A 13076-nucleotide genomic window follows, 5' to 3' on the forward strand; every position below is an offset into this window, starting at 1 on the left:
GCGGTCAGCCCCCGCGGGAGACCAGGATGGGGGCGGTCAGCGCCGAAAGGCTCAGCTTCTGCTGCCCCTCAGCGTCGAAGTTCTCCGGCGCGAGCCAGGCCTCATAGGCCGCCTTCAACGCCGGCCAGTCGCTATCGATAGCGGCGAACCACGCCGTGTCGCGGTTGCGCCCCTTCACCACCAGCGCCTGCCGGAAGATGCCCTCGAAGCTCAGGCCCAGCCGCTCCGCCGCGCGGCGGGAGGGGGCGTTGAGGGCGTTGCACTTCCATTCGAAGCGACGGTAGCCGGCCTCGAAGGCCCAGGCGATCATCAGGGTCATCGCCTCGGTCGCCGCCCGGCTGCGCTGCAGGGCCGGGCCGAAGCAGATATTGCCAAGCTCGATGCTGCCCGCCTCGGGCGCGATGCGCAGGTAGGAATGCATGCCGACGGCCCTGCCCTCGACGAGGATCGCAAAGAACAGCGGGTCACGGCTTTCGGGCAGCGTTGCGAGCCAGGCGTCGAAGGCCTCCCGCGTCTCGAACGGGCCGCCCGGCATGTAATCCCAGAGCCACGGCTCGCCCTCGAAGGCCGCCCAGAGGTCGTCGCCGTGTGCGGCGCTCAGCTTCTCCAGCCGGCAATAGCGGCCCTGCATCGGGGCATCATCCGGGCGCGGCGGCGGAGCCCAGCCATCAACCCGGGCACCCAGCGGCCTCATGCCAGCACCCCCGGATCGACGCCCAGGTCGACGCCCGGGAAGACCTGCAGCTCGACCTCCGAGCGGGAGAGGCCGAACATGCCCGCCAGCATCCAGCCCAGATGCGCCCGCACGTCGCGCGTGGGCAGCAGGTCGCGCCCGGCGTAGAGGTCGCCCTCACCCAGCCCTGGCCAGTCGGCATAGACCTTGCCGCCGTTGATCGCGCCGCCGAAGAGCAGCATGGCGCCGCCGGTGCCATGATCGGTGCCGCCCGTGCCGTTCTCGCGGAAGGTGCGGCCGAATTCGGTGATGCAGGCCACCGCCGTCTCGCCCCAGGCCGCGCCCAGCCCCTCCTTCAGCGCCAGCACCGTCTCGCCGAGGCGCTTGAGCGCGGGCTTGATAGTGTTGGCCTGGTTGGCATGGGTGTCCCAGCCGGCCAGCGAGAAGCTGGCGATGCGCGCTTCGCCCGTCAGGCGGCTGGCGGCGAAATCGGCGAGGCGCTGATGGTCGCCGCGGCCCGTCTGTGCTTCGGCCTCGGGCAGCGACTGCGTGACGAGCAGCGCATCTACGAGCGCCTCGGCGAACATATCGTCCTCCCGGCAGAGATGGCCGAGCAGCAATTGCGCTTGCGGTGTCAGCAGCAGGCTGACCTCGGGCGACCACGAGGCATGGGGCGCCTGTCCGTCTAGAATGAGCATCCGTTCGCGCCCCACCGCATAGGCCAGATCGGCCCGCGCGCCGGGGATCTGCCCGACGAGGCGGTTGAGCCAGCCGTCGCGCAGCCCCTCCTCCAGATTGCCGATGCCGGCCTCCAGCAGGTCCTGCCCGTCGAAATGCGAGCGCTTGTCGCGATAGGGGGTCGAGACGGCATGCACCGCCGCCATCTCGCCCGCCTGCCAGAGAGGAGCGAGATCGCCCAGCGCCGGGTGCAGCGCGAAGCCGGCGCCAAGGTCGAGCCCCGAGGACGCCGTCTCGGCCAGGCGGGGCCGCGCCGCCCGCCACTCGGGCGAGCCGGTGGGGCGGATCACATCGAGCCCGTCCATGGCGCCGCGCAGCAGGATGACGACCAGCCGCCGCTCACCGGGCGCCGAGGCGAAGGCCATCGGGGCCACCAGCGGGCTGGCCGCGGCCGAGCAGCCAAGCGCGAGAGAGGTGCGCAGGAAGGCGCGGCGGTCCATCTGCATGCTCATCTCCTTTGAAAATCCGGGCTGGCCAGCACCAGCCCCACGCCCTCGGCCCGGGTCTCGGCCGCGGCGGCCGCGAACTCCATCTCCGGCGAGGCGAGGCTGCCCAGCGCGGTGCCGACGAAGTCGCGCGGGTCGGGCAGGTCCGACAGGCGCTCGGGCATCTGCATGGCCCAGGAGATGCGGGCGGCGTAGAATTGCGGGGTGATCCAGGCGTCGGCCTCGTCCGGCCAGCCATCGGGGCCTACCGGCTCTTCCCAGCTCTGCCCCATGGCCCGCAGCGGCAGGCCGAGCTGCGCCCAGGCCTTGTTGATGGGCATCGCGCCGATCTCGGCCCGGCCGAAGCCGAAGGCGCGCAGCGACGAGGCGATAAAATCGAAGGGCGGCTTGATGCGCAGCCGCCTCTCCATCCAGGCGGCGGGGTGGCGCAGCATGGTGGCCGTGACGCGGCGCAGGTTGCCGCCGCTCTGCGCCCAGGCCGCCGCCATCGCCTCGACCAGCGCCTCGGGCGGGTCGTCGGCGATGAAACTGCGGGCCATCTTGGTGGAGATGTGGCGCGCCGTCGCCGGGTGGACGGCGAGGAAATCGAGCGCCTCGATCACCGTCGACAGCGCGGAATCGGGCGAGAAGGTCTGGCCCAGCACAACCTCCGAGCCCGGCTCTGTCTGGCCCACGCGGAAGGTGAAGCGATCCTCATCGAGGTTCCAGCCAACGCCGGCCAGAAGCTCGGCCATCTCGCGCACATCCGCCTGCGTGTAGGGGCCGTCGACGCCGAGCGTGTGCAGCTCCATCAGCTCGCGGGCAAGGTTCTCGTTGAGGCCCGCGCCCCGATGCTCGGCCGCGTCGGAATTGGGGCCGGCGGAGCGCGTCTGGTCGAGATAGTCGAGCATCATCGGGTGCAGCACCGCCTCGCGCAGCAGCCGCCCGAATTGCCCGAAGATATAGGGGCGGATCGCCTCTTCCACGTAGGGCGTCACCAGATGCTTGGTGAGCCCGTTCTTGGCCCGCACGGTGAAATGGTCCGCCCAGAAGCCCACCAGCCGCTCGCGTAGCCCGGAATCCGTTTCGGCGGCGCGGATATAGCTGGCGGCGAGATTGTTCCGGCGGAGCGCAGCGGCAGCTTGATTGCTGGCGCGAAAGCGCTCGCGGGCCGCGGTCTTGCCCGCATCGGTCGGTGCATCGCGTTCGTCGCGGCGGGCCTGGCGCAGGTCGTGCAGGATGCCGACGGCCTCGCTGAAGGGCGTGACGGGGGCGAGCGTTTCGATGACGTCGGGGGCGAGGGCCGCCTGCATCATCTCGGCCACAGATTGCTTTGCCGGCACCAGAGGCGACAGCCCCATGCCGAAGCGGATCTCTGCAAGGTCAGGATTGAAGCCCATACCCAACAGTTGCGCCGCGCCCGGCGCAGGCGCAAGTCAGAGCGCCGTGATGCGAGACACGCAGGCGCGGCTTCGCCGATGGGAAATGAGAAAGGGCGGCCCGTTGGCCGCCCCTTCGTCTCAGGCCCGCCGGTTCCGGCGGAAGAGCTTCTGGATGATCTTGTAGATCGCGAAGTACTTGAACAGCTTGCGCATCGGGGCCTCCGTTTCGGGGGTTTGACCCTCAACGCCTCAGGCCCCGATATTGTTCACCCAGCGTCAGTCTTCCGCCGGCAGCACCCGCAGGCGCAGCTCGCGCAGCTGCTCGTTGGTGGGCAGCGAGGGGGCGCCCATCATCAGGTCTTCGGCCCGCTGGTTCATCGGGAAGAGGATGACCTCGCGGATGCTCTCTTCCTCGGCCAGCAGCATCACCACCCGGTCGATGCCCATGGCGCAGCCGCCGTGCGGCGGGGCGCCGTAGTTGAAGGCAGTGAAGAGGCCGCCAAAGCGCGCCTTCACCTCGTCTTCGCCATAGCCGGCGATTTCGAAGGCCTTCAGCATCAGCTCGGGGCTGTGGTTGCGGATGGCACCGGAAACCAGCTCGTAGCCATTGCAGGCGAGGTCGTACTGGTAGCCCTTCACCTTGAGCGGGTCACCCTCCAGCGCCTCCATCCCGCCCTGCGGCATGGAGAAGGGGTTGTGCTCGAAGTCGATCTCGCCGGTTTCCTCGTCTTTCTCATAGATCGGGAAGTCGACGATCCAGGCGAAGGCGAAACGGTTCTTCTCGGTCAGGCCGAGCTCTTCGCCGATGACGGTGCGGGCCTTGCCGGCCACGCGCTCGAAGCTGGCCGCTTTGCCGCCGAGGAAGAAGGCGGCATCGCCGACACCGAGGCCGAGCTGCTCACGGATGGCTTCCGTGCGCTCGGGGCCGATGTTCTTGGCCAGCGGGCCGGCGGCTTCCATGCCCTCGCCCTGATCGCGCCAGAAGATATAGCCCATGCCGGGCAGACCCTCTTTCTGCGCAAACGCATTCATCCGGTCGCAGAACTTGCGGCTGCCGCCGGTTGGCGCGGGAATGGCGCGCACCTCGTTGCCCGGCTGCTCCAGCAGCTTGGCGAAGATGGCGAAGCCGGAGCCACGGAAATGCTCGCTGACGTCCTGCATCTTGATCGGGTTGCGCAGGTCGGGCTTGTCGGTGCCGTACCAGAGCGCCGCATCGGCGTAGGAGATCTGCGGCCACTCCTGGTCGACCTTGGCGCCACCCCCGAACTCTTCGAAGATGCCGGTGATGACGGGCTGGACCGTGTCGAACACGTCCTGCTGCTCGACGAAGCTCATTTCGACATCGAGCTGGTAGAAGTCCGTGGGCGAGCGGTCGGCGCGCGGGTCTTCGTCACGGAAGCAGGGCGCGATCTGGAAGTACTTGTCGAAGCCCGAGACCATCAGCAGCTGCTTGAACTGCTGCGGAGCCTGCGGAAGCGCGTAGAATTTGCCGGGGTGCAGGCGCGACGGCACGAGGAAGTCGCGCGCGCCCTCGGGCGACGAGGCCGTGATGATCGGCGTCTGGTACTCGCGGAAATCGGCGCCCCACATGCGGCGGCGGATCGAGGCGACAACGTCGCTCCGCAGCACCATGTTGCGCTGCATCGCCTCGCGGCGCAGGTCGAGATAGCGGAAGCGCAGGCGTGTTTCCTCAGGATATTCCTGATCGCCGAACACCTGCAGCGGCAATTCGCCGCGAATGGGGCCGAGCACCTCCATGTCGCGGATATAGACCTCGATCTCACCCGTCGGCAGCTTGGGGTTGCGAAGCTCTTCCGAGCGGGCCTTCACGGTGCCGTCGATGCGGATGCAGGCTTCGGCGCGAAGCTTCTCGACCTCCTTGAAGACAGGGCTATCGCTGTCACAGAGCACCTGGGTGATGCCGTAGTGATCGCGCAGGTCGATGAAGAGCACGCCGCCGTGATCGCGGATACGGTGGACCCAACCGGAGAGACGCACATCGCTCCCGGCATCCGACAGGCGCAGGGCGTCGCATCGGTGGCTGCGGTAGCGGTGCATATTGTGTTCCTTTACTGCGGGCGTACAAATAAGTCGCGCCGATACAGCGCGCCCGGGCGGCGAAGTCAAGCAACGCTCCTTGACATGCCCGTGCCGGACAATTCGTCGTGCCCTAATGCGGGCAAGCCCCCTCGGTGGGTGAGGGTAATATATGTGGGACAAAATCTTCGATGCGGCGATGCGCCGTTTTGTCCAGCGCGGTGCGCTGGAAGTCACGGTAGCTGGCCAGCCCGCGCGGCGGTACGGCGAAGCCGATGCAGAACCGGTCAAGGTTCACATTACCGATGAAGCCTTACTAAGGCGTGTAGTTTTGACGCCGGATATGGCGGTGGGTGAGGCCTATACGGACGGGACCATGATCCTGCCCGATGACGACCCCCGCCCCCTGATCCGGCTCGCATTGATGAACAGGGCGGTGCATTCCACCCCGTTCCTGATGCGGATGATCGACAATATTGCCGCGCCGGTGCAGCGGTTCTTCTCTGCCAATCCGCTGACGCGCTCGCGCCAGAATGTGGCACATCACTACGATCTCGATGGCCGGCTCTACGATCTCTTTCTCGATGAGGATCGCCAGTATTCCTGCGCCTACTTCCCGCAGGAGGACATGACGCTCGAAGAGGCCCAAATGGCCAAGAAGCGGCACATCATCGGCAAGCTCTGCGTCGAGCCGGGGATGCGTGTGCTCGACATCGGCTGCGGCTGGGGCGGCATGGCGATCACGCTCGCTAAGGAATACGGCGCCCATGTCATCGGGGTCACGCTGTCGGAAGAGCAGATCAAGATCGGTCGCCAGCGGGTGAAAGACGCCGGGCTCGAAGACAAGGTCGAGCTGCGGATGATGGATTACCGCGACGTGCCGGAGACCTTCGACCGCATCGTCTCGGTCGGCATGTTCGAGCATGTGGGCCGCAAGCACTTCCGCGAGTATTTCGACAAGGTGCACGACATGCTGACGGAGGATGGCGTGGCGCTGATCCACACCATCGGCTCGACCGAAGCCCCGAGGGCGACCTCGGCCTGGACGCGCAAGTACATCTTCCCCGGCGGCTACATTCCGTCGATGTCGGAGACGCTCGCGCAGATCGAGAAGGCAGAGCTCGTCACCTCGGATGTCGAGGTGCTGCGGGTGCATTACGCCAAGACGCTGCGCCATTGGTACGACCGCTTCATGGCGCGGGTCGACGAGGCCGAGGCCCTGCACGACGCCCGCTTCGTGCGGATGTGGCGCTTCTATCTCGCCGGCGCCGAAGAGGGCTTTCGGCTGGGCACGCTGGTGAACTTCCAGTTCCAGCTCGCCCGCTCGAACACGGCGGTGCCGCTGACGCGGGACTACCTCTACCGGAACTGACAGGACGGGGCGGGCTGCGGCCCGCCCCCGATCATTGTGGGGCGCCCGCCCACCTTTGCCGGCCTGCCCCAAGCGGCCATGTCACACTCCGGTCCGTGGGGTGGTGCCCCAACCTCCGCGCTCCAGCACTTTATGCCAGCCACGCCCCTCCCAGTGGAGAGCCAGGCGCCGCCTCCACCAGAGCGCCAGCCCGCCGGAACGGGCCGGCGCTCGCGCGGCGGACTGACGCCCTCGATTCCGCCCATGGGCCCTAGCGGTAAGGTCGAACCATTGGGCAGATCGCGCCCCACCACACCCCACCCGCGCGGCAGGGGTTGAACCCCTCTCGCCTCCCCCCTAAGACGCGGACAATTTGCGGGCTGCCACCCGGCAGCCGCTGCCGTTGCCCAGGGGTTCTTCACATGCCGAAACGTACGGACATCCGCTCGATCATGATCATCGGGGCGGGGCCAATCGTCATCGGCCAGGCCTGCGAGTTCGATTACTCCGGCGCCCAGGCCTGCAAGGCGCTGCGCGAAGAGGGCTACCGCGTCATCCTGGTCAACTCGAACCCGGCCACGATCATGACCGACCCGGGCCTCGCCGACGCCACCTATATCGAGCCGATCACCGCCGATGTCGTGGGCAAGATCATCGAGAAAGAGCGCCCCGACGCCCTGCTGCCCACCATGGGCGGGCAGACGGGCCTCAACACCGCGCTGGAGCTCGCCGATCTCGGCGTGCTGGAGCAATTCGGCGTCGAGCTGATCGGCGCCAACCGCGCCGCCATCGAGATGGCCGAGGATCGCGGCCTCTTCCGCGAGGCGATGGACCGGATCGGGCTGGAGAACCCCAAGGCCACCATCGTCACCGCCCCCAAGGGCGCGAACGGCAAGAAGGACATGGCCGCCGGCATGGCGTCCTGCATGGACGCGCTGGAGCATATCGGCCTGCCCGCCATCATCCGCCCCGCCTACACGCTCGGCGGCACCGGCGGCGGCGTGGCCTACAACCGGGCCGAGTACGAGCATTACTGCCGCTCGGGCCTCGACGCCTCCCCCGCCGGGCAGATCCTCATCGACGAATCCCTCCTCGGCTGGAAGGAATTCGAGATGGAGGTCGTCCGCGACAAGGCGGACAACGCGATCATCGTCTGCTCGATCGAGAACGTTGATCCGATGGGCGTCCACACCGGCGACAGCATCACCGTCGCCCCGGCGCTGACGCTGACCGACAAGGAATACCAGATCATGCGGAACGGCAGCATCGCCGTCCTCCGCGAGATCGGGGTCGAGACCGGCGGCTCCAACGTGCAATGGGCCATCAACCCCGAGGATGGCCGCATGGTCGTCATCGAGATGAACCCGCGCGTCTCCCGCTCCTCGGCGCTGGCGTCGAAGGCCACCGGCTTCCCCATCGCCAAGATCGCCGCCAAGCTCGCCGTCGGCTACACGCTGGACGAGCTCGACAACGACATCACCAAGGTGACGCCGGCGAGCTTCGAGCCGACCATCGACTACGTGGTCACCAAGATCCCGCGCTTCGCCTTCGAGAAGTTCCCCGGCGCCAAGCCCGAGCTGACCACCGCCATGAAGTCGGTCGGCGAGGCCATGGCCATCGGCCGCACCTTCCATGAGAGCGTGCAGAAGGCCCTCGCCTCGATGGAGACGGGCCTCTCCGGCTTCGACGAGATCGCCATCCCGGGCGTCCCCGCCGGCGCCGGCGAGAGCGCTCCCTTGGACGAGACGCAGAAGGCCTCCGTCATCAAGGCGCTCAGCCACGCCACGCCCGACCGCATCCGCATCATCGCGCAGGCCATGCGCCATGGCCTCTCCGACATCGACATCGAGGGCGTCACCCGCTTCGATCCGTGGTTCCTCGCCCGCATCCGCGAGATCATCGAGGCCGAGGCCGACGTGAAGCGCGGCGGCCTGCCGATGAACGAGGAGGGCCTGCGCCGGCTCAAGATGATGGGCTTCACCGATGCCCGCCTCGCCGCCCTCACCGGCCGCGAGGAGGGGCAGGTCCGCCGCGCCCGCGAGCGCCTCGGCGTCACCGCCGTCTTCAAGCGGATCGACACCTGCGCCGCCGAGTTCGAGGCGCAGACGCCCTACATGTACTCCACCTACGAGGCCCCGGTGATGGGCGAGGTGGAGGACGAGTCGCGCCCCACGAACCGCGAGAAGATCGTCATCCTCGGCGGCGGCCCCAACCGCATCGGCCAGGGCATCGAGTTCGATTATTGCTGCTGCCATGCCTGCTTCGCGCTCAGCGACGCCGGCTACGAGACCATCATGGTCAACTGCAACCCGGAGACGGTCTCGACCGACTACGACACCTCCGACCGCCTCTACTTCGAGCCGCTGACCTACGAGCACGTGATGGAGATCCTGCGTGTCGAGCAGGAGAACGGCACGCTCAAGGGCGTCATCGTCCAGTTCGGCGGCCAGACGCCGCTGAAGCTGGCGAACGCGCTGGAAGAGGCGGGCATCCCCATCCTCGGCACCACGCCCGACGCCATCGACCTGGCGGAGGACCGCGAGCGCTTCCAGGATCTCGTCAACCGCCTCGGCCTCAAGCAGCCCATCAACGGCATCGCCCATTCGGACGCGGAGGCCTTCGAGATCGCCGCCAAGATCGGCTTCCCGCTGGTCATCCGCCCCTCCTACGTGCTCGGCGGCCGCGCGATGGAGATCGTGCGCGACCAGGCCAGCCTCGAGCGCTACATCTCCGAGGCCGTTGTCGTCTCCGGCAAGTCCCCCGTGCTGCTCGACAGCTACCTCTCCGGCGCGACGGAGCTGGACGTGGATGCCCTCTGCGACGGCGAGAACGTCCATGTCGCCGGGATCATGCAGCATATCGAGGAGGCCGGCGTCCATTCCGGCGACAGCGCCTGCTGCCTGCCGCCGCATACGCTGGGCGATGACGTCCTCGCCGTGATCCGCGAGCAGACGGTGGCGCTGGCCCGGGCTCTGAAGGTCGTCGGCCTGATGAACGTGCAGTTCGCCGTGAAGGCCAACGCGGCGGGCGAGCAGGAGGTCTACCTCATCGAGGTGAACCCCCGCGCCTCCCGCACCGTACCCTTCGTCGCCAAGGCGACGGACAGCGCCATCGCCTCCATCGCCGCCCGGCTGATGGCCGGCGAGCCGCTCTCCGCCTTCCCCCTCCGCGAGCCCTACAAGGATGTCGACTACGACACCCCCCTGCCGATGGGCGACCCGCTGACGCTGGTCGACCCGGCGATGCCGTGGTTCTCCGTCAAGGAGGCCGTCATGCCCTTCGCCCGCTTCCCGGGGGTGGACACGATCCTCGGCCCCGAGATGCGCTCGACGGGCGAGGTCATGGGCTGGGACCGGTCCTTCCCCCGCGCCTTCCTCAAGGCGCAGATGGGCGCCGGCGTCGAGCTGCCGTCGGAGGGCTGCGTCTTCATCTCCATCCGGGGCGAGGACAAGACGGCCGACATGCTGGAGGCCGCCCGCATCCTCACCGGCCTCGGCTTCACCCTCCTCGCCACCCGCGGCACGGCGGCGTGGCTGACGGAGGCGGGCGTGCCGGCCGAGCAGGTGAACAAGGTCTACGAGGGCGGGCTGACCATCGTCGACCGCCTCAAGGACGGCCACGTGGCGCTGGTCTTCAACACCACCGAGGGCGCCCAGGCGGTGGAAGACAGCCGCGAGATCCGCTCCGTCGCCCTCTACGACAAGATCCCCTATTACACGACGGCCGCCGGCGCCCACGCCGCGGCGCTGGCCATCAAGGCGCGGGGCGAGGGCGAGGTGGAGGTGCGCAGCCTGCAGGGGTAAGGCCCTCTTACCCTCGCCCTTTTCCAAATACCTCTCGGGGAGCGCGAGGGGCAGACAGCCCCTCGCTCCTGCCCCCTCCGCCCGCGCCCGGCTTTACAAGCTCACCCCGCCCGCGCAGGCTTGCGGCAAGAAGAGGAGGAGCCATGCCCACCCCCGTCATCACCGGCAAGGGCGTCTTCACGCCCGAAGACGTGATCACCAACGACGAGCTCGTCGCCTCCTTCAACGCCTATGCCGCCGCCTTCAACGAGGCTCACGCGGCCGAGATCGCCGCCGGCGAGGTGGCCGAGAAGCCGATGTCCTCGGCCGCCTTCATCACCTCCGCCTCCGGCATCGAGCGGCGCCACGTGATGGAGAAGTCGGGCGTCCTCGACCCCGCCCGCATGGCCCCGAGGCTGCCCGGCAGGGCGGACGAGGAGCCCTCCCTGATGGCCGAGATCACCCTGAAGGCCGCCCGCCCCGCCCTCGAGGAGGCCGGCCTCGCGCCCGAAAACCTCGGCGCCATCCTCTGCGCCGCCTCCAACATGGAGCGCCCCTACCCGGCCATGGCGGTGGAGATCCAGGCGCTGCTCGGGGCCCAGGGCTTCGCCTTCGACATGAACGTCGCCTGCTCCTCCGCCACCTTCGCCATCCAGGTCGCGGCGGACATGATCCGCGCCGGCTCCATCACCTCCGCCCTGATCGTCAGCCCGGAGATCACCTCCGGCCATCTCGAATGGCGGGACCGCGACTGCCACTTCATCTTCGGCGACGTCTGCACGGCCCTCGTCATCGAGGCCGATGCCGAGCACGGCTTCGCCATCCGCTCCACGAAGGCGGCGACGCAGTTCTCCAACAACATCCGCAACAACAACGGCTTCCTGCGCCGTGCCCATGACCAGATGGACGACCGGCGCGACATGCAGTTCATGCAGAACGGCCGGAAGGTGTTCAAAGAGGTGCTGCCCCTCGTCTCCGCCCATATCGAGGCGCATCTGGCCGCAGATGGCACCGCTCCGGGCGATCTGAAGCGCCTCTGGCTGCACCAGGCCAACAAGGCGATGAACGATTACATCGGCCGCAAGGTGCTGGGGCGCGAGCCCGAACCCGGCGAGCAACCCAACATTCTGCAGGAGTATGCGAACACCTCTTCGGCGGGCTCCATCATCGCCTTCGCGCAGCACAGCGATGATTTCCGCCCCGGCGAACGCGGTCTGATCTGCTCCTTCGGCGCCGGCTATTCGGTGGGCTCTGTGGTGGTCGAGCGCCTCTAGGCGCTACTGGCCGGCCTCTTCCTCCAGCCGCAGCTTCATCTCCACCAGCACCTTCTGCAGCTCCATCGTCTCGCGCAGCAGCCGCTTGGCCTCGTTGAGAGAGATGCGGCCATCCTCCACCGACAGGTGATATTCGGCCATCAGCAAGGCGAAGCGCTGGCTGAGCGCGATGACATGCGCATTGACCGAGCCGCTGTTTCGGCGGGGCCGCTCGGGCCCATGCTCCAGCGTGATACCCTGCAGCTCGGCGAGCGCCGCGGTGACATGCGGGTAGCTCGACGCCGCCTCCAGCGCCGCGACGGCGTCGACCGGCATGTAGCGGCCGTCATGCTCGTCATCGGCGGAATAATAGCGCCCCAGCGTCGCCTTCGAGCGGCCGGTCAGCAGTGCCGCCGGCTCGATGCCGACATCCTTCACCAGCGCTTCGGTGTGCTTCTTCAGATAGGAGCGGACCTGCCGCTGCGCCTTTACGTCATTCACCGGTCTCTCCAATTTCGCTGCGCGCATTAAACCCGTGTTCATCAATACCGTGCAAGTCAATGTATCGAAGGGCTTTGTCTGGGTACGAGTGCTTGCCTCGCTTGGCGGGGCCGGGCCGGCGCGATGGCCCTGTCGCACCTTGGTGCGCCGCGCCGGCCCGCCCGGTTTGGGCCTTTGTCTTTGGCCTGGTCTTGCCCCGCGCGGCGAGACGGGGCAATGGGTTGCTTCGATGGCGAAGCTCTATTTCCACTATTCCACCATGAACGCCGGCAAGAGCACGGGGCTGCTCCAGGCCGCGCATAATTACCGCGAGCAGGGGATGGAGGTGCTCCTCCTCACCGCCCAGCTCGACGACCGCGCAGGCGAAGGCACCATCAAGAGCCGCATCGGCATCGCCCAGCAGGCGCTGACCTGGGTGGGCGAGACCGACCTCTTCGCGCTGATCGAGGAAGAGCGCCGCGTGCATCACCCGGCCTGCGTGTTCGTCGACGAGGCGCAGTTCCTGACGCCCGCGCAGGTCTGGCAGCTCGCCCGGGTGGTCGACGATCTGAACCTGCCGGTCATGTGCTACGGCCTGCGGGTGGATTTTCGCGGCGAGCTCTTCCCCGGCTCCGCCACCTTGCTCGCCCTGGCCGACGAGATGCGCGAGGTGCGCACCATCTGCCATTGCGGGAAGAAGGCGACGATGGTTGTTCGCAAGGGGCCGGATGGCCGGGTCGCCCGCGAAGGCGCCCAGATCGAGATCGGCGGCAACGACCGCTATGTCTCACTCTGCCGCCGCCACTGGCGCGAGGCTGTGGGCGACCGGCCCGAGTCGTAAAGGGCGCCCTCCCCCGATCTCCACCTGCCCCAACGGTGCCGCGCCGGGCGAGCGCCTGCCCGTGGGGTGGCGCTCTGCCCTCCCCGCTGTAGCGCTCTATGCCTGCCACACCCC

General features: G+C 68.0%; 9 protein-coding genes. 4 read left to right on the top strand and 5 right to left on the bottom strand.

Annotation, left to right across the window (positions count from 1 at the left end; all coding sequences use genetic code 11):
• Positions 1 to 4 precede the first annotated feature (4 nt).
• The 4 genes from ACXN5S_RS16025 to aspS all read right to left on the bottom strand — a co-directional run bounded on the left by ACXN5S_RS16025 (position 5) and on the right by aspS (position 5276).
• A complete protein-coding gene (locus tag ACXN5S_RS16025) occupies positions 5 to 694 on the bottom strand; it encodes a GNAT family N-acetyltransferase (protein WP_458606467.1) in 690 nt (229 codons plus the stop codon).
• Complete coding sequence (locus tag ACXN5S_RS16030; RefSeq protein WP_458606468.1) at positions 691 to 1857, bottom strand: DUF1501 domain-containing protein; 1167 nt, start codon at positions 1855 to 1857, stop codon at positions 691 to 693. Before ACXN5S_RS16030 ends, ACXN5S_RS16025 begins: the two co-directional genes overlap by 4 nt.
• A 2-nt stretch (positions 1858 to 1859) precedes the next feature.
• Positions 1860 to 3236, bottom strand: a complete 1377-nt coding sequence (locus ACXN5S_RS16035) for a DUF1800 domain-containing protein (protein WP_458606469.1) — start codon at positions 3234 to 3236, stop codon at positions 1860 to 1862.
• Positions 3237 to 3494: 258 nt separating this feature from the next.
• Positions 3495 to 5276, bottom strand: coding sequence for an aspartate--tRNA ligase (aspS, locus tag ACXN5S_RS16040; RefSeq protein WP_458606470.1), 1782 nt, complete (start codon positions 5274 to 5276; stop codon positions 3495 to 3497).
• A 151-nt stretch (positions 5277 to 5427) separates the two neighbouring features.
• Between aspS and ACXN5S_RS16045 the strand changes: the two genes are divergently transcribed.
• The 3 genes from ACXN5S_RS16045 (at position 5428) to ACXN5S_RS16055 (ending at position 11662) form a co-directional block, all read left to right on the top strand.
• A complete protein-coding gene (locus ACXN5S_RS16045) occupies positions 5428 to 6627 on the top strand; it encodes a class I SAM-dependent methyltransferase (RefSeq protein WP_458606471.1) in 1200 nt (399 codons plus the stop codon).
• A gap of 401 nt (positions 6628 to 7028) precedes the next feature.
• Positions 7029 to 10409 (top strand): carbamoyl-phosphate synthase large subunit, encoded by a 3381-nt coding sequence (carB, locus tag ACXN5S_RS16050; protein WP_458606472.1) that lies wholly within the window; start codon positions 7029 to 7031, stop codon positions 10407 to 10409.
• 143 nt (positions 10410 to 10552) lie between these two features.
• On the top strand, positions 10553 to 11662 hold the full coding sequence (locus tag ACXN5S_RS16055) for a beta-ketoacyl-ACP synthase III (protein ID WP_458606473.1): 1110 nt from the start codon (positions 10553 to 10555) through the stop codon (positions 11660 to 11662).
• Between the two features lie 3 nt (positions 11663 to 11665).
• Here the strand turns inward: ACXN5S_RS16055 and ACXN5S_RS16060 are convergent, their stop codons facing one another.
• Positions 11666 to 12142, bottom strand: a complete 477-nt coding sequence (locus ACXN5S_RS16060) for a hypothetical protein (RefSeq protein ID WP_458606474.1) — start codon at positions 12140 to 12142, stop codon at positions 11666 to 11668.
• A 229-nt stretch (positions 12143 to 12371) separates the two neighbouring features.
• Here ACXN5S_RS16060 and ACXN5S_RS16065 point away from each other — a divergent pair, with 229 nt between their 5' ends.
• Positions 12372 to 12962 carry a thymidine kinase gene (locus tag ACXN5S_RS16065; RefSeq protein ID WP_458606475.1) on the top strand — a complete coding sequence of 197 codons (591 nt, stop codon included), beginning with the start codon at positions 12372 to 12374 and terminating at the stop codon, positions 12960 to 12962.
• The last annotated feature ends 114 nt before the right edge of the window (positions 12963 to 13076 follow it).

The organism is Pseudoroseicyclus sp. H15 (assembly GCF_054353345.1).

Bases quoted from the DNA above. Each gene is read 5' to 3' on its own strand.
- ACXN5S_RS16025 (WP_458606467.1), bottom strand. From the start codon at position 694: ATGAGGCCGCTGGGTGCCCGGGTTGATGGCTGGGCTCCGCCGCCGCGC.
- ACXN5S_RS16030 (WP_458606468.1), bottom strand. From the start codon at position 1,857: ATGCAGATGGACCGCCGCGCCTTCCTGCGCACCTCTCTCGCGCTTGGC.
- ACXN5S_RS16035 (WP_458606469.1), bottom strand. From the start codon at position 3,236: ATGGGCTTCAATCCTGACCTTGCAGAGATCCGCTTCGGCATGGGGCTG.
- aspS (WP_458606470.1), bottom strand. From the start codon at position 5,276: ATGCACCGCTACCGCAGCCACCGATGCGACGCCCTGCGCCTGTCGGAT.
- ACXN5S_RS16045 (WP_458606471.1), top strand. From the start codon at position 5,428: ATGTGGGACAAAATCTTCGATGCGGCGATGCGCCGTTTTGTCCAGCGC.
- carB (WP_458606472.1), top strand. From the start codon at position 7,029: ATGCCGAAACGTACGGACATCCGCTCGATCATGATCATCGGGGCGGGG.
- ACXN5S_RS16055 (WP_458606473.1), top strand. From the start codon at position 10,553: ATGCCCACCCCCGTCATCACCGGCAAGGGCGTCTTCACGCCCGAAGAC.
- ACXN5S_RS16065 (WP_458606475.1), top strand. From the start codon at position 12,372: ATGGCGAAGCTCTATTTCCACTATTCCACCATGAACGCCGGCAAGAGC.